23 protein-coding genes are annotated in these 25,911 nt (G+C 38.6%); 6 read left to right on the top strand and 17 right to left on the bottom strand.

The features are described 5' to 3' along the window. Nucleotides 1–31: 31 nt before the first annotated feature. The 4 genes from ADJ60_RS06340 to ADJ60_RS06325 all read right to left on the bottom strand — a co-directional run bounded on the left by ADJ60_RS06340 (nucleotide 32) and on the right by ADJ60_RS06325 (nucleotide 2,877). Entirely contained in the window at nucleotides 32–955 is a 924-nt protein-coding gene (locus tag ADJ60_RS06340) for an aspartate carbamoyltransferase catalytic subunit (protein ID WP_033687097.1), read from the bottom strand. A gap of 18 nt (nucleotides 956–973) precedes the next feature. Next, nucleotides 974–1,495: a bifunctional pyr operon transcriptional regulator/uracil phosphoribosyltransferase PyrR gene (gene pyrR, locus ADJ60_RS06335; RefSeq protein ID WP_000850023.1), complete on the bottom strand. Its 522-nt coding sequence runs from the start codon at nucleotides 1,493–1,495 to the stop codon at nucleotides 974–976. A gap of 210 nt (nucleotides 1,496–1,705) precedes the next feature. Further along, a complete protein-coding gene (gene nth, locus ADJ60_RS06330; RefSeq protein ID WP_033681985.1) occupies nucleotides 1,706–2,335 on the bottom strand; it encodes an endonuclease III in 630 nt (209 codons plus the stop codon). Continuing rightward, nucleotides 2,335–2,877, bottom strand: a complete 543-nt coding sequence (locus ADJ60_RS06325) for a YceD family protein (protein ID WP_049544104.1) — start codon at nucleotides 2,875–2,877, stop codon at nucleotides 2,335–2,337. Before ADJ60_RS06325 ends, nth begins: the two co-directional genes overlap by 1 nt. 168 nt (nucleotides 2,878–3,045) lie before the next feature. On the opposite strand from ADJ60_RS06325, the gene ADJ60_RS06320 reads away from it, so the two are divergent. Both ADJ60_RS06320 and ADJ60_RS06310 read left to right on the top strand, forming a co-directional pair. Further along, nucleotides 3,046–3,375, top strand: coding sequence for a hypothetical protein (locus ADJ60_RS06320; RefSeq protein ID WP_049544102.1), 330 nt, complete (start codon nucleotides 3,046–3,048; stop codon nucleotides 3,373–3,375). A 429-nt stretch (nucleotides 3,376–3,804) separates the two neighbouring features. Then, the gene (locus tag ADJ60_RS06310) at nucleotides 3,805–5,331 is read left to right on the top strand and encodes an ATP-binding cassette domain-containing protein (RefSeq protein WP_049544100.1); all 1,527 of its coding nucleotides are present in this window, start codon (nucleotides 3,805–3,807) and stop codon (nucleotides 5,329–5,331) included. Nucleotides 5,332–5,481: 150 nt separating this feature from the next. On the opposite strand, the gene htpX is transcribed toward ADJ60_RS06310, so the two are convergent. Both htpX and ADJ60_RS06300 read right to left on the bottom strand, forming a co-directional pair. Next, complete coding sequence (gene htpX / locus ADJ60_RS06305) at nucleotides 5,482–6,381, bottom strand: zinc metalloprotease HtpX (protein ID WP_049544097.1); 900 nt, start codon at nucleotides 6,379–6,381, stop codon at nucleotides 5,482–5,484. A 1-nt stretch (nucleotide 6,382) separates the two neighbouring features. Next, nucleotides 6,383–6,943, bottom strand: coding sequence for a LemA family protein (locus ADJ60_RS06300; RefSeq protein WP_049544095.1), 561 nt, complete (start codon nucleotides 6,941–6,943; stop codon nucleotides 6,383–6,385). Nucleotides 6,944–7,036: 93 nt separating this feature from the next. Here ADJ60_RS06300 and rsmG point away from each other — a divergent pair, with 93 nt between their 5' ends. After that, nucleotides 7,037–7,750 (top strand): 16S rRNA (guanine(527)-N(7))-methyltransferase RsmG, encoded by a 714-nt coding sequence (gene rsmG, locus ADJ60_RS06295; protein ID WP_049544093.1) that lies wholly within the window; start codon nucleotides 7,037–7,039, stop codon nucleotides 7,748–7,750. Nucleotides 7,751–8,003: 253 nt separating this feature from the next. Beyond that, nucleotides 8,004–9,287 carry a uracil-xanthine permease family protein gene (locus ADJ60_RS06290; RefSeq protein WP_049544290.1) on the top strand — a complete coding sequence of 428 codons (1,284 nt, stop codon included), beginning with the start codon at nucleotides 8,004–8,006 and terminating at the stop codon, nucleotides 9,285–9,287. A 92-nt stretch (nucleotides 9,288–9,379) separates the two neighbouring features. Here the strand turns inward: ADJ60_RS06290 and ADJ60_RS06285 are convergent, their stop codons facing one another. From ADJ60_RS06285 to ADJ60_RS06235, 10 genes are all read right to left on the bottom strand, one after another. Continuing rightward, nucleotides 9,380–9,688: a hypothetical protein gene (locus tag ADJ60_RS06285; protein ID WP_049544091.1), complete on the bottom strand. Its 309-nt coding sequence runs from the start codon at nucleotides 9,686–9,688 to the stop codon at nucleotides 9,380–9,382. Nucleotides 9,689–9,979: 291 nt separating this feature from the next. Then, entirely contained in the window at nucleotides 9,980–10,432 is a 453-nt protein-coding gene (locus ADJ60_RS06275; RefSeq protein WP_049544087.1) for a CFI-box-CTERM domain-containing protein, read from the bottom strand. A gap of 13 nt (nucleotides 10,433–10,445) precedes the next feature. Next, the gene (locus ADJ60_RS06270; RefSeq protein ID WP_049544085.1) at nucleotides 10,446–13,523 is read right to left on the bottom strand and encodes a type III restriction-modification system endonuclease; all 3,078 of its coding nucleotides are present in this window, start codon (nucleotides 13,521–13,523) and stop codon (nucleotides 10,446–10,448) included. A gap of 31 nt (nucleotides 13,524–13,554) precedes the next feature. Then, nucleotides 13,555–14,259, bottom strand: coding sequence for an SLATT domain-containing protein (locus tag ADJ60_RS06265; protein WP_049544083.1), 705 nt, complete (start codon nucleotides 14,257–14,259; stop codon nucleotides 13,555–13,557). Between the two features lies 1 nt (nucleotide 14,260). After that, nucleotides 14,261–16,051 (bottom strand): site-specific DNA-methyltransferase, encoded by a 1,791-nt coding sequence (locus ADJ60_RS06260; RefSeq protein WP_049544081.1) that lies wholly within the window; start codon nucleotides 16,049–16,051, stop codon nucleotides 14,261–14,263. Nucleotides 16,052–16,757: 706 nt separating this feature from the next. Then, nucleotides 16,758–17,441 carry a DUF4391 domain-containing protein gene (locus tag ADJ60_RS06255; RefSeq protein WP_049544079.1) on the bottom strand — a complete coding sequence of 228 codons (684 nt, stop codon included), beginning with the start codon at nucleotides 17,439–17,441 and terminating at the stop codon, nucleotides 16,758–16,760. After that, nucleotides 17,434–20,691, bottom strand: coding sequence for a helicase-related protein (locus ADJ60_RS06250; RefSeq protein ID WP_049544078.1), 3,258 nt, complete (start codon nucleotides 20,689–20,691; stop codon nucleotides 17,434–17,436). Before ADJ60_RS06250 ends, ADJ60_RS06255 begins: the two co-directional genes overlap by 8 nt. Before the next feature lie 107 nt (nucleotides 20,692–20,798). Next, nucleotides 20,799–22,370 (bottom strand): signal recognition particle protein, encoded by a 1,572-nt coding sequence (ffh, locus tag ADJ60_RS06245; RefSeq protein WP_049544077.1) that lies wholly within the window; start codon nucleotides 22,368–22,370, stop codon nucleotides 20,799–20,801. Nucleotides 22,371–22,381: 11 nt separating this feature from the next. Beyond that, nucleotides 22,382–22,714 (bottom strand): putative DNA-binding protein, encoded by a 333-nt coding sequence (locus tag ADJ60_RS06240; protein ID WP_000402066.1) that lies wholly within the window; start codon nucleotides 22,712–22,714, stop codon nucleotides 22,382–22,384. Between the two features lie 90 nt (nucleotides 22,715–22,804). After that, nucleotides 22,805–23,182: a DUF1934 domain-containing protein gene (locus ADJ60_RS06235; RefSeq protein WP_080983350.1), complete on the bottom strand. Its 378-nt coding sequence runs from the start codon at nucleotides 23,180–23,182 to the stop codon at nucleotides 22,805–22,807. Between the two features lie 71 nt (nucleotides 23,183–23,253). Here ADJ60_RS06235 and ADJ60_RS06230 point away from each other — a divergent pair, with 71 nt between their 5' ends. Together ADJ60_RS06230 and yidA are read left to right on the top strand one after the other, a co-directional pair. Then, nucleotides 23,254–24,558, top strand: coding sequence for an HD domain-containing protein (locus ADJ60_RS06230; RefSeq protein WP_049544073.1), 1,305 nt, complete (start codon nucleotides 23,254–23,256; stop codon nucleotides 24,556–24,558). Between the two features lie 12 nt (nucleotides 24,559–24,570). Then, on the top strand, nucleotides 24,571–25,377 hold the full coding sequence (gene yidA, locus ADJ60_RS06225) for a sugar-phosphatase (RefSeq protein ID WP_049544072.1): 807 nt from the start codon (nucleotides 24,571–24,573) through the stop codon (nucleotides 25,375–25,377). Nucleotides 25,378–25,613: 236 nt separating this feature from the next. On the opposite strand, the gene ADJ60_RS11095 is transcribed toward yidA, so the two are convergent. Then, the gene (locus ADJ60_RS11095) at nucleotides 25,614–25,895 is read right to left on the bottom strand and encodes a hypothetical protein (RefSeq protein ID WP_239682355.1); all 282 of its coding nucleotides are present in this window, start codon (nucleotides 25,893–25,895) and stop codon (nucleotides 25,614–25,616) included. Nucleotides 25,896–25,911: the final 16 nt, after the last annotated feature.

The following is a 25,911-nucleotide window of genomic DNA, read 5'->3' as shown; positions in this document are numbered from 1 at the left end:
CGCTCACTGGCGTCTTTTAACGTCTTGTGTTTTAGTTGGCGTTTCTACTCGCCAGTACGGATTCTAAGATTGCCATTCGAACAAAAACACCATTGGTCATTTGTTGGACAATCCGTGATTTTGGTGCTTCAACCAAGTGGTCTGCGATTTCTACATCACGGTTGACTGGAGCTGGGTGCATGAGGATTGCTGTTTCTTTCAAACGGTCATAACGTTCTTGAGTCAAACCATGTTGGGCATGGTAATCTTCTTTGGAAAAGACAGCCCCACTATCATGGCGTTCATGTTGCACACGAAGAAACATCATGACATCCACCTGATCAATGATTTCATCAATGGTTACAAACTGTCCATAGTCTGCAAACTCTTGACTTCTCCATTCCTCAGGTCCAGCGAAAAAGAGTTCAGCTCCCAAGCGTTTCAAAATCTGCATATTGGATTTGGCAACGCGTGAATGATCCAAGTCACCTGCAATCGCAACCTTAAGACCCTCAAAGTGACCAAATTCCTCATAAATAGTCATCAAATCAAGCAAGCTCTGGCTAGGGTGTTGGCCCGAACCATCTCCACCATTGATGATGGAAGTCGTAATCGTCGGACTTGCAATTAACTCTCTGTAGTAGTCAACCTCAGGGTGGCGAATCACACAGACATCCACTCCTAAAGCAGACAGAGTCAAAATGGTATCATAAAGTGTCTCACCCTTATTGACTGAACTAGTCTTCACATCAAAGTCAAGTCGCTCCAATCCCAGTTTAATCTCTGCCACTTCAAAGGATTTATGCGTCCGTGTAGAATCCTCAAAGAAAAGATTGGAAACAATCGGATGGTCTTCATAAGGAAGCTGAGCTCCGTTTTTAAACTCAATTCCTCGCTTGATCAATTTCATCACTTGATCGACAGTGAGGTCTTCCATGGACACCACATGGTTCAATGCTTGTTGATTTTCTGACATGGCTACTCCTTTAGCTTTCTAAGCTTCTTCAGTAATCAGAACTCTGTCTTGGCCATCAAGTTCTGCCATCTCTACGATGATTTCTTCAGAACGACTAGTTGGGATGTTTTTCCCAACGTAATCTGGACGGATTGGCAATTCTCTATGTCCACGATCAACTAGAACTGCTAAACTCACGCGCGCAGGACGACCATGACCGACAATATTATCAATAGCAGCACGGATAGTACGGCCTGTATAAAGCACATCGTCCACCAAGATAACTTCGCGGTCTGTCACATCAACAGAAACCAAAGAAGTATCTTCTCCACTTTTAACATCATCACGGAAAGGTTTGGTATCCAATTCCACAACAGGAACTGAAAGATTTTCTAGTTGCTCCAAACGTTCTTGGATTCGGTGGGCGATAAAGACACCACGAGTTTTAATACCAGCCAAGACGATTTTATTCAAATCTTTGTTGCGTTCGATAATCTCATAAGTAATACGCGTAATCGCTCGTTTGACGGTCAATTCGTCTACAACTTCTTTTGTCTTCATGACAAACCTCCAAAAAGAAAAGTCTCCTTAAACAAGGAGACTTGGAATGTATAGCTAAGTAAGCCCTACTGCAAACAGTATAGACTCCACCCTTCTACTTTATCACGCTCCTTGCCTGCCTCACGGGACAGGTTTAAAGGAATATTTAGTTATCAAATACTATAGCACAAAGCATGCTTAAAATCAAGCAAAAACTTTTGAAACCCCATCTTATAAATTGCTAAAATCATATAACTGTGGGTACTGGTCACACTCTGGATTTTTAGGATGACAAATGGCTCTTCCAAAATAAATCATGGCCTGATGGGCTGCTAACCACTGCTCAGGTGGTAAGATATCCATGACCCGCTTTTCCACCTCAAGTGGTGTCGCTGACTTTTTGACGATATCGTGGTGTTTGCAAATACGCTCCACATGAGTATCTACTGCAAAAGCTGGAATCCCAAAGCCCACACTCATGACAACATTGGCTGTCTTGCGACCAACACCTGCTAGACTCTCTAATTCCTCACGTGTTTGAGGTACTTGACCATCAAAATCGTCTAGTAACTGTTGGGCACATTTTTTAAGGAATTTAGCCTTATTCCGATACAGTCCCAGGCGAGAAATATGTGAAGCAATCTCACCCTCTGTCGCAACAGACATGGCTTGTGGCGTTGGAAAGGCAGCAAAGAGACCCGGTGTGGCCTTATTTACCGCTGCATCCGTTGTCTGAGCTGACAACATGACCGCAACCAAGAGTTCAAAATGATTGGTAAAATCAAGACTGGGCTTGGCATCTGGAAACAGAGCAATGATTTCTTCTAGCACCTTTCGTGCGCGTTTTTTTGACAAGACCATTATTCGTCTCCATCAAATAGTCCTTGTAGGCCAGCAAAAGGACTGTTTTCTTCTTTCTTAACCGCTTGTTGGGCTTGGTATTCTTCCTCTGTCATGATTTGCCAGTCATTTCCTGACACAAATCCTTGACCAGCCTCTTCTTCAGCCGTCAAGACCTTGATAGGAATGTTTAGTAGGATATTGTCTGACACACTCTCAGCAAGGTCTAGTTCTCCATTTTCGATAGGCAAGACCAAATCATCATCTAAAACTTCCTGATCTAGCTGGTTGGTTGCGCCTTCCATGAAAACTTCCGTTATTGGATAAGATTCAACTAACTCAACTGGCTCCATACTGCGACTTGAAGCAAGAACAATGGTATAAGATAGTTGATAATCTAAGAAATACATACGGTCTTCGTACTGAACTTTCCCAACTGCAAGGATATCTTTTACATCTAAAATTTCTTGATTACGTGCACGTAGGTCGGCGGCTAGGTCTAACGTTTGTTCAAAATGCAAGCCTTCAGACTGCTTACGAATTTCTTGAATATTTAATTTCATACTTCCTCCATAAAGATTTACTCTCTTGATTATACCATGAAAAGCCTACAAATCAGCCCACCAAACTTTGTAATTAAAATTCGATTTTTTAACATATTTACTATGACATTTTTGTTTTTTAGTGCTATACTATAGGCAATAATACATCAGAGCAAGGAGGATGCTCACATGGAAGATAAAGAACTCATTACTAATGCAACCCAACTCCTATCCGAGTTAAATAAAAGTTTCCAAAGCTGCAAACAGGATAGGGCAGATGATATTCGACTGCAAGAGCTGCTAAATACTACTATGCAAGAGCTCAAAAAAGCGGAAAAGTTGGACAACAGTATCTTAATCGATCTTGAGAAATTTTACCAACGTACCAGTCTTCTGATTGGTCTTGGTAGCCTAAAACTCAACGATCAAGCACGCACTGCTTGGCGCAACTATGACAAGTTCCATTACGAGCATGTCAAACACGTACTAACTCTTTATGGACCTGTTTTCGGATTTTAGAGATTAGAATTGTCAGTTTTCTGTTGACAAAATAACCTGAAAGGTATAGGATAGAGGTACTAATACTAGGAGGTAAGGGAGACATGAACAACTAAGTCTATCAAATAAAGAACCTTTATTTAGTAGATCTTGTTTTTGTCTCTTTTTGTGTGCTCTTTTATGCTCTTTTTCTAGCATTTTATACTCAATGAAAATCAAAAAGCAAACTAGGAAGCTAGCCGCAGGTTGCTCAAAACACTGTTTTGAGGTTGTAGATAAGACTGACGAAGTCAGTCACATATATACGGTAAGGCGACGCTGACATGGTTTGAAGAGATTTTCGAAGAGTATTAATAGAGTTTTTTTGACATAGACATTGGCTCTACTAGGTAAAGTAGAGCTTTTTGTTATGCACTATGGACATTCTAGAAAGGGCAATCAGGCAATCATATGATAAAAATCAATCACCTGACCATCACACAAAACAAAGATTTACGAGACCTTGTCTCAGACTTAAACATGACTATCCAAGACGGGGAAAAGGTAGCTATTATTGGCGAAGAAGGAAATGGCAAATCAACCTTGCTTAAAACTTTAATGGGGGAAGCTTTGCCTGATTTCACTATCAGGGGTGACATCCAATCTGACTATCAGTCACTGGCCTACATTCCTCAAAAACTCCCCGAGGACCTGAAAAAGAGAAGTCTACACGACTACTTCTTTTTAGATTCTATTGATTTAGACTACAGTATCCTTTATCGCGTAGCTGAAGAGTTACATTTTGATAGTGATCGCTTTGCTAGTGACCAAGAGATTGGCAGTCTATCAGGGGGCGAAGCTTTGAAAATTCAGCTCATCCATGAGTTAGCCAAACCCTTTGAGATTCTATTTTTAGATGAACCTTCAAATGATCTGGACCTTGAGACGGTTGATTGGCTAAAAGGTCAAATTCGCAAGACTCGGCAAACCGTTATTTTCATTTCCCATGATGAAGACTTTCTTTCTGAAACGGCTGATGCTATTGTCCACTTGCGACTGGTCAAGCACCGTAAAGAAGCAGAAACGCTAGTAGAGCATTTAGACTATGATTGCTATAGTGAGCAGAGAAAGGCTAATTTTACCAAACAAAGTCAGCAAGCTGCTAACGACCAAAGAGCCTACAATAAAACCATGGAAAAACATCGACGAGTCAAGCAAAATGTAGAAACTGCGCTTCGAGCTACTAAAGACAGTACTGCTGGTCGCCTATTGGCTAAAAAGATGAAAAATGTCCTCTCTCAAGAAAAACGCTTTGAAAAGACAGCTCAGTCCATGACCCAAAAACCACTTGAAGAGGAAGAAATCAGACTTTTCTTCTCAGATATACAGCCATTGCCTGCTTCTAAAGTCTTAATCCAACTGGAAAAGGAAAATTTGGCCATTGGCGACCGAGTTTTGGTTCAAAAGCTACAACTAACTGTCCGTGGCCAAGAAAAAATTGGTATTATCGGCCCAAATGGTATTGGGAAATCAACTCTGCTAGCCAAATTACAGCAACTTCTTAATGATAAAAGAGAGATTTCGCTTGGTTTTATGCCACAAGATTACCACAAAAAACTGCAATTGAATTTATCCCCAATAGCCTATCTAAGCAAAACTGGGGAAAAAGAGGAACTGCAGAAAATCCAATCTCACTTAGCTAGTCTCAATTTCAGTTATCCGGAAATGCAGCATCAAATTCGCTCCTTATCTGGCGGACAACAGGGGAAACTTCTGCTTTTGGATTTAGTCTTGCGCAAACCAAACTTTCTCCTGCTGGATGAACCTACACGAAACTTTTCTCCCACTTCTCAACCCCAAATCAGAAAACTCTTTGCCACCTATCCAGGCGGTCTCATCACTGTTTCGCATGACAGGCGTTTCTTAAAAGAGGTCTGTTCAATCATCTATCGCTTAACAGAACACGGTCTGGAGGTAGTTAATTTAGAAGATTTATAAATTTGCAACATAGCAGATAGATGGGGCAAAAATGCAATTTCAGGAGAAAAGGAAGTAAATCTCCCCATAATAAAACGCATAATATCAAGTTTTTTGCACACCTGATATTATGCGTTTTTCAGATTTTAAAGACTTTTTCCAGCATTCATTTTACATATGTTTTAAACGTTCAATACGTTCTGAAATAGGTGGGTGGGTATAGAAGAGTTTTTGGAACCCTCCCCCTTTCTTAGGATCATTGATATAAAGTGCACTGCTGGCATCATCGACAGGACGACTCATCGGTTTACTATTATCCAACTTACGTAGAGCATTTATCATCCCTTGAGGATTGCGCGTCAACTCAACACTGGAAGCATCAGCTAGGAATTCCCTTTGACGAGAAATAGCTAGTTGCACCAAGGTTGCAGCAAGAGGCGCTAGCACAATAGCTAGTAGAGAAACCACGAGCATAATGATTTCTAAGCCATTTCCATCTCGATCGTCGTCACTTCGTCTGCGACCTGCGCCACCCCACCACATCATACGACCTGCCATACTAGAAAGCATAGTGATAGCACTGGCAAGGGCAACGGCAATAGTCGAAATACGGATATCGTAATTACGAATATGACTGACTTCATGGCCCATAACAGCTTCTAGTTCTTCACGATTCATAATAGCTAGGAGACCTGAAGTCGCAGCAACCGCCGCATTTTGAGGATTAGAACCTGTCGCAAAGGCATTTAAGGCTGGATCATCAATGATGAAAACACGGGGCATAGGAATCTGAGCGACCATAGCCATATCTTCTACTGCATGGTAGAGGTCTGGTGCCGTTTGTTCATCCACCTCACGCGCTCCATTCATGGACATGACAATCTCTGTCGATTGAAAAATCATGGATAAGGCATAGATAAAGCCGATAATTAGTGCGATAACCAAACCACCGAGCCCAGATCGCATAAAGAGGTAACCAACCGCATAGCCAACAAGAGCTAAGAGTAGGAAAAATACCAGCAACAAAATCCATGTTTTTCGTTTATTGCTTGCAATTTGTTCAAACAACATCTTAGTCACCTAAACCGCTAAAATCAACTTTAGGAACTGCCTTTTCCTCTTCTGGTGTTTGAAGGAAATCTGCTGCTTTAAATCCAAACATTCCAGCGATAATATTGCTTGGGAAAGTTTCTAATTTTACATTGTAGTTGCTGACAACACTGTTGTAGAGTTGACGAGAGTAAGAAATTTTATTTTCTGTGTTTGTCAACTCCTCTTGCAATTTAACAAAGTTTGCACTAGCTTTCAAATCTGGATAGCTTTCTGCAACTGCAAAAATACCTGAAACCTGACGAGTGAGGGCATCACTAGCTTTCATAGCTTCTGCTGGTGAAGTCGCTGCCGCCACTTGGTTACGCAGTTCTGCCACCTTTTCAAGGGTAGAACCTTCATATTTGGCATAACCTTTTACAGTCTCAATCAAGTTTGGCAAGAGATCATTTCGACGTTTCAACTGAACATCAATCTGACTCCAAGCCTCCTTTGTTTGCATACGATTCTTAACCAAACCGTTATAGCTAACAATTACAAAAATAACAATAAGAGTGATAACTCCAAGAATAATCCAAGTCATTATATAAGTCCTTTCTACTTTTAGATTAGTACCAGTATATCAAATTTTTAATGATTGTGGTAAAATAAGATGATACTAAAGAAGGAAATAACTATGAAACCAGAAACATTTTACAACCTGCTTGCCGAGCAAAATCTTCCACTTTCGGACCAGCAAAAAGAACAATTTGAACGTTATTTTGAGCTCTTGGTCGAGTGGAATGAAAAAATCAATCTAACAGCTATTACAGACAAGGATGAAGTTTATCTCAAACATTTTTACGATTCGATTGCACCCATTCTTCAAGGTTTGATTCCCAATGAAACTATCAAACTTCTTGATATTGGAGCTGGGGCAGGATTTCCTAGTCTGCCGATGAAAATCCTCTATCCTCAGTTAGATGTGACCATCATTGATTCGCTAAACAAGCGCATCAACTTCCTCCAACTTTTGGCTCAAGAACTGGATTTAGATGATGTTCATTTCTACCATGGACGTGCCGAAGATTTTGCCCATGACAAAAACTTCCGTGCTCACTATGATTTTGTAACAGCTCGTGCGGTTGCCCGTATGCAGGTCTTGTCTGAATTGACTATCCCCTACCTTAAAGTTGGTGGGAAACTATTGGCACTCAAGGCCAGCAATGCGCCTGAGGAGTTATTAGAAGCTAAGAATGCTCTCAACCTCCTCTTCAGTAAAGTAGAAGACAATCTCAGCTACGACCTACCAAATGGAGATCCGCGTTACATCACAGTGGTGGAAAAGAAAAAAGAAACGCCAAATAAATATCCAAGAAAGGCTGGCATGCCCAACAAACGCCCGCTTTAAATTTTTTAGTAAAAAAATGTTTACAAAATCAACCTCGCTCCTTTATTTCCAGGCTCGGGAAAAAATGATTTACAAAATCATTTTTTTCTGCTATACTATCACAAGCAAAGGTTTTTAATGTCATCCCGTGAGGTGACGAAGACGCAGAAATATTTAAAACTCTTTAAAGTCTAGATTTTAGAGAAGTCTTACTCTGAGGGCCTATTGCTGTAAAATAATGGGCTCTTTTTTGATGCCCAAAAGTGAGGTTTATATGAAACAAGAATCAACTGTTGATTTGTTACTAGACGTTGACCAACGTCCTTCGGCTGGAAAAGGAATTCTCCTTAGTTTCCAACACGTTTTCGCCATGTTTGGTGCGACCATCTTGGTACCCTTGATTTTGGGAATGCCTGTATCTGTTGCCCTTTTTGCTTCAGGTGTTGGAACACTCATCTACATGATCGCAACTGGTTTTAGAGTTCCAGTTTATCTAGGATCATCATTTGCCTTTATCACAGCTATGTCCCTAGCTATGAAGGAACTAGGAGGGGATGTATCAGCTGCACAAACAGGGGTTATCTTGACTGGTTTGGTCTATGTCCTTGTGGCTGCAGGTGTTCGTTTTGCAGGTACAAAATGGATTGATAAACTCTTGCCACCAATCATCATCGGACCTATGATCATCGTTATTGGTCTTGGACTTGCAGGTTCAGCTGTTACTAACGCTGGTCTTGTAGCGGACGGAAATTGGAAAAATGCTCTTGTAGCGGTTGTTACTTTCTTGATTGCTGCCTTTATCAATACTAAAGGAAAGGGCTTCCTACGAATCATTCCTTTTCTCTTTGCCATTATCGGTGGTTACCTCTTCGCACTAACTCTTGGCTTGGTTGACTTTACACCAGTTCTTAAAGCTAACTGGTTTGAGATTCCTGGTTTCTACTTGCCATTTAGCACAGGTGGTGCCTTTAAAGAATACAATCTTTACTTTGGTCCAGAAACCATCGCCATCTTGCCAATCGCTATCGTAACAATTTCTGAGCATATCGGAGACCATACTGTTTTGGGTCAAATCTGTGGCCGTCAATTCTTGAAAGAACCAGGTCTTCACCGTACTCTTCTTGGTGACGGTATCGCAACTTCTGTTTCTGCCTTCCTTGGTGGACCAGCCAATACAACTTACGGAGAAAATACAGGGGTTATCGGTATGACTCGTATCGCTTCTGTCTCAGTTATCCGTAACGCTGCCTTTATCGCAATTGCCCTTAGCTTCCTTGGTAAATTCACTGCCTTGATTTCAACTATTCCAAACGCTGTACTTGGTGGTATGTCAATCCTTCTCTATGGAGTTATCGCCAGCAACGGTTTGAAAGTCTTGATCAAAGAACGTGTTGATTTCGGTCAAATGCGTAATCTCATCATCGCAAGTGCTATGTTGGTTCTTGGACTTGGAGGAGCTATCCTTAAACTCGGTCCAGTTACCCTTTCAGGAACTGCTCTATCAGCTATGACAGGAATCATCTTGAACTTAATCTTGCCATACGAAAATAAAGACTAATAGTCTAAACACATCAAAAAACGAGCATTTCCAACTACGGAAGTGCTCGTTTTTTGAGATTTAGAAGTGAGTGTATGATCCCCCAAAGCGTTTTAATATAGTTCCCCTATATCCATAAGCTCCCATTCAGAAAAATCAACCTTGATGATTTCAGGGGCTTTTGTAGTACCATTGTACACTACTATAAAATAGCCTTTTTCATTGTAAAACTTACTCAAAATCTCAGCGTCTTTCATTTCTGCTTTCAATCCACTATCTTCTATCTTTTTATTTATCTGTTGCTCTGTTTCTACTTCATTATTTCCTTGAGTTCCTAAGATATAACCACCAAAGCTTACCCAAAAGAAGATAAAAAGCATAAATACAATAGTTGCATATTTCAAAAAATTTAGTTCTTTCATTTCTTTATTATTCCTTTTTGTGTTAGTTGATACTATTTATATAGTTTTCTTAGTTCCTTAAATCCCAAGGGGTAAAAATAACTCCTTGCAGCCCCACCATTTCATCAAGCCATCTAGAGAAATTGGCTTCTTTTGTCTCATCATCATACCACTCAAAATCTTCAATATAAGTTGAGTTTGCGATTAGCTTGAGACGCTTGTTTTGGTATTGGGGATCTAAATAGAATAGGGGGACCTCTTCACTATACAAGTTAGCGAGGAGCCGAACTCTTTTTGTATATTCTAATCGTTTTATTGAACCACTTTTTGAGATAGTTCTAGTGTATATGTTTTATATAATTGATGGCAAGCTTGGTTCTCTCCTGTTTTAATCAAGGCAACACTAGGTAAGACAAGTTCTGACCAGATAGAATCTAGTATTTCCTCTCGATTTGGATGTTCTTCTAACTTGGCAACAATCTGAGGAGCCATCTTATAGTAAGATTCAATTTCCTCCTGACCACCATCTTGAAAAGCTAGATAAGAATCCCTGAATTTTCGCAAAGTCATCAATTCATCACAGTCATCTGCTAATCCCTTGTAAGTTACAGCTGCTTCTGTCAAATAACAACCTCTTTGTTCAATCTGATAGTAAGCATCTGGTTCACCGAAAAATCCAGTTTTAGAGCGCACATATCTCTCTGCATCACTCCTACGTTGAAAAACAGCTACTTCTCTTCCCTTACGATATACAACAAATTCCATTTCTTTTTCCTCCCTATCTTACAATATTTAATAATTCCTCATAGCTAGAAACCACATCATAGATGTGCTGGTCATTAATCAATCCAGCTTGAGCTAAAGCTTTAAAGTGAGCACGCGCACATGCAATTTTTGCTTGCTCAGCTTGCTTTAATTGAAGACTAGACATAGAGCCTTTCGTTTCTGCAACAAAATAGATATGCTTAACACTACCTTCACGGAAGGCGATTGCCCAGTCAGGATTATAGTTTCCAAGTGGAGTCGCAATACTGAACTTCCCTGGTAACTTCACATAAACACGAACATCCTCGTATTGTTCCAACGATTCTTTAAAGGTCTTCTCCGTATTTGAATCAACTTTTACAAAATTGTAAATTCCTTTTTTGGATTCAAGTAAGTGATCATCTGATCTGTTAGCAGTTTCAGGATTATCATAAAACAAGTCCATATCATACTCTTCATTTAACACATTATACTGAATATGCTTGATAATTTGACTTGCTTTTTGTTCATTAATGAGTTTTGAAACCTTAAGAATAAACTCTTCTGGATTCTGTTTAAACTTGTCAAATTGGTAGACATAGATTTTACTTAATATTTCCGCAACCAACTTACGAGTTAAACCAGTTTGATCAGCAATCTCCCCTAGTAAATCATATTTGGTCATAATCCGCGAACCCGTTAGATATTCTTGTTGGCGATCATTTTCAGCTACCGTAAAGTTCAGTCCCTCTTCTTTACTCATATCTGCTGCACTTGCCTGAGTTATATGAAAGCTTGGTTTACTAACGACTAATTTCTCATTGATATAGTCAACCGAATGTTTTACTAATTCCGCATCATCAAACTCTACTTGGTAACTCGTCTTATGATTGATTTGCTTCCAGAGATTTAAAAATTCTTTTCGGGCAATATTTTCTTGATTGACCTCATTTGAGAATTGAATTACCGCATTATTCGCATTTTCAATTTCATACTGTCCTGCATGATAAACGCTCTCCAATATCTCTACCAGCTTATCCTCATAACCTGCTAGTGTTTCAGACAGTTGCAACTGATGATTTTCTTTTGCAGTAAAATATTCTGTAGTTAATTGCCCTTCACGGTCTATATAGCCTTGTCGAATCAAATCAAAATGAATCGAATTTGCTTGTTCCTTGGTAATACGTATTATTTGTCCTTCTTGATTCGTTAGAACTTTATTCGTAAAGAGAGTAACGTCCACTTTTACAGGACGATCAGCCAAGTCTTTTTTGATTTCATCTTGTAGACTTCGAGCAAATTGATCATAACTTTCATTTGCAATTACTGTCAGTTTATTGATTTCATGAACATCATTTCCTAATAGTTCAAAATCCTGACGAATTCCATTTTGGTCAACTGCCAAACGCATACCTCGACCGATTTCTTGACGCTTCCCGATTTCTGCTGAAGATTTTTTGAGAGTACAAATTTGAAAGACATTTGGATTATCCCAACCTTCTTTTAGAGCTGAGTGAGAAAATAGGAAACGAACTGGCTCTTCAAAGCTCAATAAACGCTCCTTGTCCTTCATAATCAAGTCATAGGCATCAATGTCATTTGAAAAATCACTTTTCTTTTCACTGGCAGATTTATAATCCACAAAAATGGTCTTATCTGACTTCTTCACTTTATCTACCGAAAAGTAACCAGCATGAACTGAATTTCCTTCAAGATTAGCCTCCAAATACCTACGATAAGGAGTTGGTTCCTGTGTTCGGATAAACTGGTTTACTTGATTTCGGTATTCCTCTTCAAAAATCTGAGCGTATTCCCCATTATAGGCATCATTATGTTCATCATATTGCTTATACTTGGCCACTTCATCGATGAAAAAGAGGGATAATACTTTAATTCTTCGATTGTACAGTTTACTTTCCTTTTCGATATGACTTTTTATGGTCTCTCGGATTTGAATTCTTCTGATGCTCGACTCATCCACTTCCCCAATCACTTCACCGACATGAAGTTCTTGCGTCACTCCAACTTGAAGTTTGTTCTCTCTTGCATCAAAGTGACTAAGGGTTATTCCTTTATAAGCAGATAAATTCCCTGATTCAGCGTACAAATCAAAGGGTTCTTCCACCACCTTCAATTTCCTTTTGACACCTGACTGCGTTTTTACTTCAAACTCAATTTTGGCTTTGGGTGCTCCTGTTTTTTGTGGAATGATTTCTTGTAGATAAAGATAGCCTTGTGTCCCAGTCGTCCCAGTTTGCTCAATAGCCTTAACCGCAATCTTCTTCACTAATTTTTGATTATAAGCATCCATGGCATCCAATCTATAAACCATATCATGCTTTTCTTTATGGGTAGCCGAATAACGTAGTGTAAACAATGGCTTAAAATCTTTTAGTCTTTCCTTTGTCTGTTTCCCTTCAACAGACTGAGGTTCATCAATAATCATAATCGGATTCATAGCTGCCAAGACGTCAATTGGACGACGCCAACGGAAACTTTCCTGTTCGGAATGAATCCGTCGCGCATCTTTGCCTTTTGCATTAAAGGCTTGAGAGTTGATGACCATGATTTGAAGGTCTGACGAATTGGCAAAACTATCCAAATCACCTAAACGTGAAGAATCGTAGACAAAATAGCGTGGTTGCTTGCCATACTCCATCTGAAAGTGACTTGACATGATCTGTAGAGACTTGAGAACTCCTTCACGAATAGCGACACTTGGAACGACAATAACAAACTTAAGCCAGCCATAGCGTTTATTCAACTCCATAATTGTACGGATATACGTGTAGGTCTTCCCTGTTCCTGTCTCCATCTCTATGGAAAAATTATAAGCTTCTCGTCCAGCAATCATATCAATCGATAGTTTATCAGAAGGACGCAAACCATAACGAGTTTGTATAGTATGAACATTTTCTCGTATACTTGTTTGACTCAATTGAATCGGTGCATTTCGATAAGCATCTAAAACCAAATCTACCTCATCTGACTTGAGACGACCTGGATCTGCCATATACTGAACTCCAGTATGTTTGGCTTGCCCTTGAAATAAATCTGCAATAGCACTCACCGCATCCAACTGGAATTGTTGTTTTTTAAATTGTAGTTTCATAATTAATTTTCTTCTTTAAAATTTCTTGCTCTCAGGATAAAACCAAATACCAGATAAGAACTAATGGAATCAATAAATATTGAAACCAAATAATGATTTTATTCCAACTAAAATCATGTCTCTTGGTAAATTTCTCAATATAAAGAAAGGCATTTTTTAGCCAACACTTTTTCTTATCATCTTCATTTGTCTCATCTGTTACTTTAGATTCCTTGTCAGATTGTGAATTGCCTTGACCATATTTTCTCTTCTGATATTTTTTAGCATACTTGTGATCAAAATCTGAATGATTTTCATTTCCCCGTAGGCTAATTTGATACCTTGACATTATCTGTTGGTATTTATTTATTTTGTCTTCATCACTAAGTGATTTTTGGAAAATAATTGATTTTAATTCAAGTAAAAAGTCTTCTAATTCTAACTGATGATAATGTAGTTTCAGAGCTCTCTCATTATAATTCAACTTAGCAACAAAATTCTGGACAAGCAAAGAGTATATGGAAAACAAAGCCGACAAAGCTAATCTATCTTTATTTTCAGGGTTTATTAGCGAATACACTAATAAACCCGTTGACATGATACTCATTGCTAAAAAGATCAATTCCCATTTTTCAGCATATTCGTACAATCTTTTACTTGTATTAATTCTAGCTGCCCTTACAGTATCTATCGAATTGCATTTTAAATTAATCTCATAGTCTATATCTCGATCTTTAAAATCTAGAATTTCGCTCACATTACACCACCTTCACTTTTGTATGTGGTGATAATTCTTTGAAGATTTCACTTACGTTGATCTTATCTGCTGAATTGGCAAATGAGCTATCACGGAAAACGGCACGGAGTGGTTGCGCTTGAGCGATATATCGGATGACTTCTTCTGATATTTCATCTTCAAAACAAGCCATGAGCGAACCTTGATCCACATCATAGACTTCTGCGCTTGCTACTTTCTCCATATCAATGGCAAGTGACAGTTCCATTCCCCAAGTCAGCATAACTTGGAAAAGTAAATCAAGGCCAGTACGTCCTTCCTTGATATTGGATACACTATCAAAGAGTTCTCCTTGAATAAATTGATCAGGTCTAGCTGAAACATCCTTAAAATTAGAAGAATCTAGTTTGTAAGCCTTAAATCCAAAATCCTGCTTGCCAACCAACTCTGGATGCTCCTCCTGAATCTTGGCAGCAGCAAGGCGAACTCGCTCCTGCGAAAGTTGGGCAATTGTTTCAAAACCTGCCTCTTTATTAGATGACTTATCTACTACTTCCTCATCCAAAGTACACAAGATAAACTTACGATTACCTCCATCTTCAGAATTTAATTGCATGACTGCATGAGCGGTTGTTCCAGAGCCTGCAAAAAAATCAAAAAATATTGCTTCGGAATCAAAAATACTCAATATCCTCGTCATAAAACTCATTTGCTTAGGATTATCAAATTCAATCCCCATATTTTTTAACAATGCATAATCAGGTCTTTGATCATCACTCATAATGGATTTTGGACGTTGCTTGGAGTTTTCATTCAAATATCTCTTTATCGTTGGCAAACTTCCATCTGTATGGAAATGAATTCGATTATCATTTACAAGTTCTTGTAATTTTTCATTTTTATAGCGATATCCACCAGGAGGAACAGGGTCTTCTTGACATGTTAAAGGATTAAATAGAGGAGTCATATTCCCATTTTTTACGCCACCTAAATCACCTTTACGATATAATCCACGTTCATCAAAGTACCAATAGTTGGTAAAATCTATGAATCGTGGATACTTCGTTAATTCTTTTAATTCATATGTAATTTCTTCATTACTTAAACCAGCATTTTGTAACTGCTTTACCCTCTTTTTATACTCATTTATATTATTCTTATCCACAGACCATTTATTTTCACTATGTTTTTTTGCTAATTCTATCTCATCCTTGGAATAAACTAGACAATATTCATGACTTACCGAAATATATAAACTTTGGTTCTTAGAACTATTTGTATTCCTAGTAATACTTGCTATAAAATTCTCCTCCCCAAATATCTCATCACAGATAGCTTTAAGATTCGCTTGTTCGTTATCATCGATAGAGATAAAGATAACACCTGAATCCTTGAGGAGATTACGCGCTAGGCGGAGGCGTGGATACATCATATTGAGCCAGTTTGAGTGGTAGCGGGCCGAAGTCTTTTCATTTGGTCGTAAACCAATAACTTGGCGTCCTTCTTCATCCAAAAGTTCCATATCTTCCTTCAACTCTTCGTCTGTTTTCTGGAACTTATCAGAGTATACAAAATCTTTCCCTGTATTATAAGGTGGATCGATATAAATCATATCGATTTTTCCTAGATATGATTCTTGTAAGATTTTCAAGACTTCTAAATTATCTCCAGTAATAAAGATATTTTCACTGTTTTCAAAGTCAACACTTTCATCAAGATCTGGTCTTAGGGTTTTGGTAGTTGGTCGCCCAGCTTCTGCAATAGCTTCACGCTTTCCAACCCAAGTAAACTCATAGGATTCTCGATCATCCACAATTTCCTCTGATAAAAACTGTTTAAGTTTCTCAAAGTCAATTGCAGGACGTAATTTGCCGTATTCATCCCTCTTTTCCGTCAGAACCTCAGGAAAAAGTTGACCAATTTTTGAAATATTATCTGTAAAAACATCTTTTGAAGTGAGAGTTAATTTCTCAAGTCCAGAGTTTTCACCTGTTTGCTGTGCTGTGCTGTGCTGTGCTGTGCTGTGCTGTGCTGTGCTGTGCTGTGCTGTGCTGTGCTGTGCTGTGCTGTGCTGTGCTGTGCTGTGCTGTGCTGTGCTGTGCTGTGCTGTGCTGTGCTGTGCTGTGCTGTGCTGTGCTGTGCTGTGCTGTGCTGTGCTGTGCTGTGCTGTGCTGTGCTGTGCTGTGCTGTGCTGTGCTGTGCTGTGCTGTGCTGTGCTGTGCTGTGCTGTGCTGTGCTGTGCTGTGCTGTGCTGTGCTGTGCTGTGCTGTGCTGTGCTGTGCTGTGCTGTGCTGTGCTGTGCTGTGCTGTGCTGTGCTGTGCTGTGCTCATGGTAGTATCCTTTCTTAGCTTTGTCAAGCTTTTGTAATTTTAATTTTATAAAAATTTAAGTTGGCTTATCCTATCTTTGTAATGCTTAATTTTTAATACATTACAGCTTCATTTTATCAAAAATAGGGGTTGAAATCAAAAGAGTTCTCTAATCTAAATTTCTGATTTTCCTTTGTCAAAATTTACAATCAATTTTGCTTCTTTAAATCTTCTATTTCTTTCAATGTAGCCTGATAGTCTCTTTTTATTTCCATTTGTTTTCTCATTGATTTTTCAGAATACATCTTTTTCTTTAACTGTTGTGCCTTTTTTTCTAATTTATCTAATTGATCACTGAGTTCAATAGAGTTTCTAAGATTACTTTTTTCTAAAACTTGTAATTCTTTCTTACCAGTTTCTTTTACAAGACTCTCATAAACACCATCTAAATCATTTCCCTCAAAGTCAATGCTTACATCATCATGCGTCTGAAAGCGACGGACAATCTTAAAGTGCTTGCCATCCTTTTCTTGACTTAATGGCTCTTTATAATGAATAAGAAGTTCTTCTCTACCTTGTGGATATTTTAATACAAAGGCTGTATAAATCCCTAATCTTATATCTAGCTGTTCTAATAAAGTTAAGGAAACATCCATTTGTTCCAGTTCTATTTCTAAAACCATGATTTGCTTTACTTTTTTTCCAGCAGGAATATTAGTGGTACTTGTATCAATCTGATGAGTAATTTGAATTGCTTTAATCTGCTCTCTTAAATCCTTCTTTTCTTTCACAGATACATTAAGATTATCAAAAAAATCACTATTTCCCTTTTTATGAGGTCTAAATAGAAGGTGAGGTTTTGATAAGGCTGTATAGGACGGAAATCTAATCATCAGAATCCCCTTTCATCAATATGAAGAAACAAATTAGCTCAAAATCATCCATTCCCTCAATGCTAGTATTCATCAAATCAACAGATCCAAAGTTAAATAGGGCATCCATAGTTGAAATCTGATCATGTTCCATTAGTTGATCAATTGCCTCTTGAAGCAATTCCGAATAAACAACCATTTCTTTACCGTTTTTTGTTTGACGATTAAACTTGTCTACTACTTGACTTAATGGTTTACTTTGACCCCGACAAATGCTACTAAGGTGTTCCAATATTTTCTTGCTTTCGGAAGGGGATAAAAGCAATTCTCCATCTCTATTGATGTAGAGGATATAATATGGATGAAGCTGATTTTGATTATTTTTTCCTTTTATCTGATCTTTATTTTTTAGGACGAAAATGACACCTTCTGATTCTTTATTGGAAGCAGGTAAAATAGCTTGCAAACCTCTCGGAACTTTTTCTAACTCAGGATGTTCTTCCAAATACTTAAGAAGGTCTATGCGATAATCTTCTAATCCTAAATCCATAATGGAAATACCATCATTCATCTCCTCTAGATCAACCACTTCATCTCTAAGACGTTCTAATTGCTTTCTTCGATAATTATTATCCTCTATTTCTTCACTAGATAAAACATTATCATCTGCTGTTGAAGTCAAGACCGAAATTTTCATCCTCGATTCAACCCTAGACTTAAGATCGATATACTCATCTAACTCAAGATTTGGCCAAAAGTTAACCAATTGAATGTATTTATTTTGACTACCAATTCGATCCACACGACCAAATCGTTGAACAATACGGACAGGATTCCAGTGGATATCGTAATTGATCATCATATCTGCATCTTGCAAGTTTTGACCTTCGGAAATCACATCTGTTGCAATTAAAAGATCGATCTCACTCTCATCACCAGGAAACAAAACATCACGAGATTTTGATTTAGGAGAGAAATAAGTTAATAAAGAATTGAGGTCTTTATTTTTAGTTTCCAAAGTTGTTGCAAAACCTTTTGTACCTGAAATCTGAGCAGTGTAAAGACCATACTTATCCAAGACATACTGACTAATATGTTTATAAAGGTAGTTCGTTGTTGTCGCAAATGCGGAGAAAATAATCAACTTTTTATTACCATCATTGATTGGATTTGTTAGTTTCTCATCTATCAAGGTAAAAAGAGTCTGAAGTTTTTGGTCTTCTTGTGGCGTTATTTTACTGATTAAATTTTCCAGCTCTGTCAATACTGCAAAATCTTGTTCTAACTCGACCTTCCAACTACGATAATCCATATCTTGTAAAGCAATACGATTTTTCTTACCAATAGAGAACTCGAGATTACTATCTTCCAAATCAAAATCATCTTCATCAAGATGAGAATCAAGAGATAAATGATCCAATCCTGTCAATTCATATTCCTCGATAGCCTTTAAGGTCTTTTCTACATAATCTTTTACAACGTCTATTAAAGTATATCGAAAAGCTGCAACAGAACTTTCTAAACGTTTGAGCAGGTTAATCATCATCAGTTTTTTGATACCAGACTCACGGCCAAACTGAGTTAAATTCCCCATTACTCCTTCTTTACTTTTATCGTATTTAGCTCTCTTTGATGGGTAAATATGTATCGATGGTTGATAGATAGTCAACTGGAGTTTATCAAGTAAGTGATATAATTTTTTATAGGTAATTCCGAGATTTGAAACCGTTAAATCAGGTTCAAAATTAAGTGGTTTTAAGCGCTGTGGAAATTCTCCAATCGCTTTTCTATCATAAAATTCCCGAATATGTTTTCTACTTCTGGCTATCGTTACACTATCCAGTACTTTAAAGAAATCAAAATCTAATGTAGATAAGAGTTTATCTGTTGTTCTCTCTTCTGCAGGTAGGTCAGCCCACTTATTATAAGCAGATTGAGCATTTCTGAAAATATCATTTATAGATGATTTTGTTTCTAATTTACTATCAATTTGATCCGTATCTCCTTCATAGGCTAGAGCAATTTGATTTTTCAAATCATTAAAGCGATTATTAACAGGTGTGGCTGATAGCATGAGTACCTTTGTAGGGACACCAGACCTTATGATTCGATTCATTAAACGGCTGTATCGATTTTCTCTCCCCTCAGATAAATCATTTTCGCTAGAAGCACCATTTCTAAAATTATGAGACTCATCAATGACAACCAGATCATAAGTATGCCAATTATTTAAGGACAAATCAATTCCATTAGAGTGTCCTTTATCTCTACTGAGATCTGTATGATAAAGCACGTCATAAAGCAAATGTCTATCATAAATTGGATTATTTACATAATCATGACGATACATATTCCAGTTATTTTCTAACTTTTTAGGACAAAGTACTAAAATACGTTTGCCTCGATAAGCATAATAAGTCATGACCGCTAAAGCTGTATAAGTCTTCCCTAGACCAACCGAATCCGCTAGAATACATCCATTAAATTTTTCTAATTTAGAAATGATCGATTTTACTGCATCCTTTTGGAAATCATATAACAGCCCCCAAATCTTACTTTCTTTATAACCAACACCTTCATTGGGTAAAAAATCCTCATTGATATCTTCTAAAAATTCACTAAATAAATTATATAGCATCACATAATAAATGAACTCAGGAGAATGTTCTTTATGAGCTAGGTTTAAATTCTCCAAAAACTCTTCTGTAACATCACGAAAATAATCATCTTCTTCCCAGAGATTATCAAATTCATCTAAATAATTTAAACTAAGTGGTGCATGATAGAGGTTTCTACTCGTTTTAAATAGAGAAGCTTCATATCCTAATTCTTTGCGATCAAAGTTTTTCAAACGGTCTACTGCCACTACATCATCCGAATTTTCAATTCGAATACCATTTGGCATTTCATCTGTTTCAATATTAATCGATTTGAATTGCGCTTTTCTTCGGATCCAATCAGCACATTCACGAGCAATCGCTTTTTGGGTCAGCTCATTCATCAATTTCAGTTCATACTTTCCACCAAAAATCGATTGTTCTCGTTCTTTTTTGGGTATCGTATATTCACGGAAATCTGTTTTGGTTTCATCTGTTATAAAAGTCGGATTTGTAAAAATAAATTTTAACTCTTCAATATTCTCCAATTCCTCTTTCAACTGCTGATAAGCAAACATAGAAAAGGTTGCTGCTGCAATTTTGACTCGACTCTCTGATTTCAATTCTTTCTTTAGCTCATCTCCAAGACGAATTGATCGATTATCAATTTCCATAATCCCTCCCTATTAGACTATTTCTACTATTATATCATTCTTTGCAGATTCAAAATAGACCTTTTTCTTCTTTCTAAAAAAGGAAAGCCCTGCGGCCTTCCTTTGTCTTACTTGCGTTTCTTCTTCGCTTTTTTCATTTTGTTAGCCATACGTTTCATGGACTGTTTCATGGCAAATTCACCGATTTTACCTTTGAGTCCGCCACCAAACATCTGGCTCATATCTGGCATTCCTGCCCCTCCGAGAGCTGACAAGTCAGGCATCCCACCTTGTCCCATCATTCCTTCAAGGGCAGACATATCCATTCCTCCCATATTTGGCATATTTTTAGGAAGGTTGTTTGGATTGATCCCCATCTGCTTCATCATCTTGTTCATATCTCCAGACATGACACCCTGCATGAGCTGTTTGGCCTGATTAAAGTCCTTGATGAATTTATTGACTTCGACAAAGCTATTTCCAGAACCTGCAGCGATACGACGACGACGGCTTGGATTTAACAAATCTGGATTTTCACGTTCTTCAGGTGTCATTGAAGACACAATGGCACGTTTGCGCGCGATCTGACGCTCATCCACCTTCATGTTTTGAAGGGCTGGATTATTGGCCATACCTGGAATCATCTTGAGCAAGTCTTCCATTGGGCCCATGTTTTGCACCTGATCCAACTGATCAATGAAATCATTGAAATCAAAGGTGTTTTCACGCATCTTCTCAGCCATTTCAAGGGCTTTTTGCTCATCGTACTCTTGAGAAGCTTTCTCAATCAAAGTGAGCATATCCCCCATACCAAGGATACGGCTAGACATACGGTCTGGATGGAAGGTTTCGATATCTGTAATCTTTTCACCTGTACCAGTGAACTTGATTGGTTTTCCAGTGATGTGACGAACCGATAGAGCCGCACCACCACGAGTATCCCCATCAATCTTGGTAAGGATGACCCCAGTCACTTCTAACTGAGCATTAAACTCACGCGCAACATTGGCCGCTTCTTGACCAATCATGGCATCAACGACGAGCAGAATTTCGTTTGGTTGAGCCAGTGCTTTCACGTCACGAAGCTCATTCATGAGGAGCTCATCAATCTGCAAACGACCTGCCGTATCAATCAAGACATAGTCATTATGATTGGCTTGGGCTTGCTCCAAACCTTGACGTACAATCTCCACAGCTGGCACTTCTGTTCCTAGAGCAAAAACTGGCACATCAATTTGTTGCCCCAAAGTCTTCAGCTGATCAATGGCAGCTGGACGATAAATATCCGCTGCAATCATCAAAGGACGAGCATTTTCTTCTTTCTTAAGTTTGTTGGCCAATTTACCAGCAAAGGTTGTTTTACCAGCCCCCTGCAAACCAACCATCATGATGATGGTAGGAATCTTTGGTGACTTGATAATTTCTGCCGTATCAGAACCTAAAACGGCTGTCAGTTCCTCATCAACGATTTTAATAATCTGTTGCGCAGGATTAAGTGTATCAATGACCTCATGCCCGACTGCACGCTCACGAACTTTCTTGATAAAGTCCTTTACAACAGGCAAGGCAACGTCGGCCTCAAGCAAGGCCAAACGAATTTCTTTGGTTGCCTCTTGGACATCAGATTCAGAGATTTTTCCTTTTTTACGTAAATTTTTAAAGACGTTCTGCAAACGTTCTGTTAAACTTTCAAATGCCATGTTTCTTCCTCTTATTCTCTATTATCAATGCTTGTTAAAATTTCTATCTGCTCCTGCAGAAAGTCATCCTTGGGATAGCGCTCCAAAATCTGGTCAAAAATTTGACTACGGACAATGTAGTCCGAATACATGTGCAATTTCATCTCATAATCTTCCAGAATCTTTTCTGTCCGCTTGATATTATCATAGACAGCCTGACGACTGACACCAAACTCCTCGGCAATCTCAGCAAGGCTGTAATCATCAGCGTAGTATAGCTCGATATAATTCATTTGCTTATCTGTCAAAAGCGCCGCATAAAATTCAAAGAGCGCATTCATACGATTGGTTTTTTCGATTTCCATAACTTTTATTATACCAAAAAATAGCCTAATCTACCACACTAGGAAGCCAATCCAAGAAGATAGCTAGCTAAATTTGAAAAAGACATGAGACTAGCCCCAAGTAATTTCCAATTGATAGCTGGCAAAGGGATGTCCCTCTTGGTTTTGTAGTTGATAATCTAGCTCAATCTTTTGTCCATCCACTTGATAACGATTCGTTTGGATAACAAACTCCTGCATACCCATAGGTGTCGGAATATAGGCTAAACTATCGCTATCCTTTAGAAAGCGCATAATGGTCTTGGGATTGGAAAATCGGCTCATCACAAGTTCTTGACCATGAAATTTAATAACCACTTTTTCCTTTTCCTCATTATAGAAAAGCAGATAGCTATAATCTCCTTTTTCATGCACTTCCACGTCATAAAGCTGGTCAATCACTTCCAACTGCTCATCAAACTGAATCGTATTTCGCATCCGAATCTTCACATCAAGTCCTCTTTCTTGTCTCTTGTCCTACTATTTTACCAAAAACTCTAGCTTTTTGCTATAATGGTCATATGAACGAAAAAGTATTCCGTGACCCAGTTCACAACTACATCCATGTCAATAATCAAATCATCTATGACTTGATTAATACAAAAGAATTTCAGCGTTTGCGTCGTATCAAACAACTGGGAACCTCCAGTTATACCTTCCACGGTGGGGAGCACAGCCGCTTCTCTCACTGTCTAGGAGTCTATGAGATTGCACGACGCATCACAGAGATTTTTGAAGAAAAATATCCTGAAGAATGGGATCCTGCCGAGTCTCTCTTGACCATGACCGCTGCTCTCCTACATGACCTTGGACATGGTGCCTACTCCCATACTTTTGAAAATCTCTTTGATACAGACCACGAAGCCATTACTCAGGAGATTATCCAAAGTCCTGAAACGGAGATTCACCAAGTCCTGCTACAAGTGGCGCCAGATTTTCCAGAAAAGGTTGCCAGTGTCATAGACCATACCTACCCTAACAAGCAGGTCGTGCAACTCATTTCTAGTCAGATTGATGCAGACCGCATGGACTATCTCTTGCGCGACTCCTATTTTACTGGAGCATCCTATGGGGAATTTGACCTGACTCGCATCCTCCGAGTCATTCGTCCTGTCGAAAATGGTATCGCCTTTCAGCGCAATGGCATGCATGCCATCGAAGACTACGTCCTCAGTCGCTACCAGATGTATATGCAAGTCTATTTCCACCCTGCAACACGTGCCATGGAAGTTCTCCTACAGAATCTTCTAAAGCGCGCCAAGGAACTCTATCCTGAAAAAAAAGATTTCTTTGCCCGAACTTCTCCACATCTACTGCCATTCTTTGAAAAAAATGTGACCTTGTCTGACTATCTGGCTCTGGATGATGGTGTGATGAATACCTACTTCCAGCTCTGGATGACCAGTCCTGACAAGATTCTCGCAGATCTGTCGCAACGCTTTGTCAACCGCAAGGTCTTTAAATCCATTACCTTTTCACAAGAGGACCAAGACCAACTCGCTAGCATGAGAAAATTAGTTGAGGATATCGGCTTTGACCCCGACTACTATACTGCCATTCATAAGAACTTTGACCTTCCTTATGATATCTATCGTCCTGAATCTGAAAATCCGCGAACACAGATTGAGATTTTACAAAAAAATGGAGAACTGGCCGAACTCTCTAGCCTGTCTCCTATCGTCCAATCCCTTGCTGGTAGCCGCCACGGAGATAATCGTTTTTATTTCCCGAAAGAAATGTTATACCAAAACAGTATCTTTGCTAGCATTACCCAGCAATTTTTACACTTGATTGAGAACGATCATTTTACCCCAAATAAAAACTAGAAGAGGAAATTTATGAGTATTAAACTAATTGCCGTCGATATTGACGGAACCCTAGTCAACAGCCAAAAGGAAATCACTCCTGAAGTCTTTTCTGCCATCCAAGATGCCAAAGAAGCTGGTGTTAAAGTCGTGATTGCAACTGGCCGCCCTATCGCAGGTGTTGCCAAACTTCTGGACGACTTGCAGTTGAGAGACGAGGGTGACTATGTCGTGACCTTCAATGGTGCCCTTGTCCAAGAAACTGCTACAGGTCATGAGATTATCAGTGAATCCTTGACTTATGAGGATTATCTGGATATGGAATTCCTCAGCCGCAAGCTCAGTGTCCACATGCATGCCATTACCAAGGACGGTATCTACACTGCCAATCGCAATATCGGAAAATACACAGTGCACGAATCAACCCTCGTCAGCATGCCTATCTTTTACCGCACACCTGAAGAAATGGCTGGCAAGGAAATCGTCAAGTGTATGTTTATCGATGAACCAGAAATTCTCGATGCTGCGATTGAAAAGATTCCAGCCGAATTTTACGAACGCTACTCCATCAACAAATCTGCTCCTTTCTACCTCGAACTCCTTAAAAAGAATGTGAACAAAGGTTCAGCCATCACTCACCTAGCTGAAAAACTCGGATTGATCAAAGATGAAACCATGGCTATCGGTGACGAAGAAAATGACCGTGCCATGCTGGAAGTCGTTGGTAACCCAGTTGTCATGGAAAATGGAAATCCTGAACTCAAAAAAATCGCCAAATACATCACTAAAACAAATGACGAATCTGGCGTAGCCCATGCCATCCGAACATGGGTACTGTAAAATAATTTGAATATAGAAAAAGCACTCCATAAGTTAGAGATAATGTACTGACCCCAAAAGTTAGACAGAAAAAATCTTACTTTTGGGGTGCAGTTCAAGATTCAGTATTTTTGGTCTATAGTTCTATCCCCTTAATAATTATTAAATCTGAAAAAGGTAGTACATTATGTAAAACCTTTTTCAATTTTTTATTTTACTACGAATTAATATTATTTTTTCTAATGATAATTAATCCACTAATCTTCCTTTATAAATATTGCAGTTCTTTTCTTAGTTAGCTTTTTTTCATAACTCTTTATAAGAATAAGCAATAAACTACTTAGTAATCCCAAAATAACTAGACTTAATCTCGGGTTTAAAAGCCAATTAAAATAAGCGACCAATATCCCTCCAAAAGGTGCAAAAATGGTAGCTATTACAAAAGAACTAGAAAGTATCTTTCCAATATTATACACAGTACTTTCTTGTTGCTGTATTGTTGTAATCGAAACAGAAGCTATTGTAATTAATCCACTCAAAATTGAATAACAACTT

Source organism: Streptococcus pseudopneumoniae, assembly GCF_001076775.1.
In the GTDB taxonomy this organism is placed as follows: domain Bacteria; phylum Bacillota; class Bacilli; order Lactobacillales; family Streptococcaceae; genus Streptococcus; species Streptococcus pseudopneumoniae_G.
Note: the sequence above shows the minus strand (reverse complement) of the source record. Positions and strands in the feature narration are given on the sequence as shown.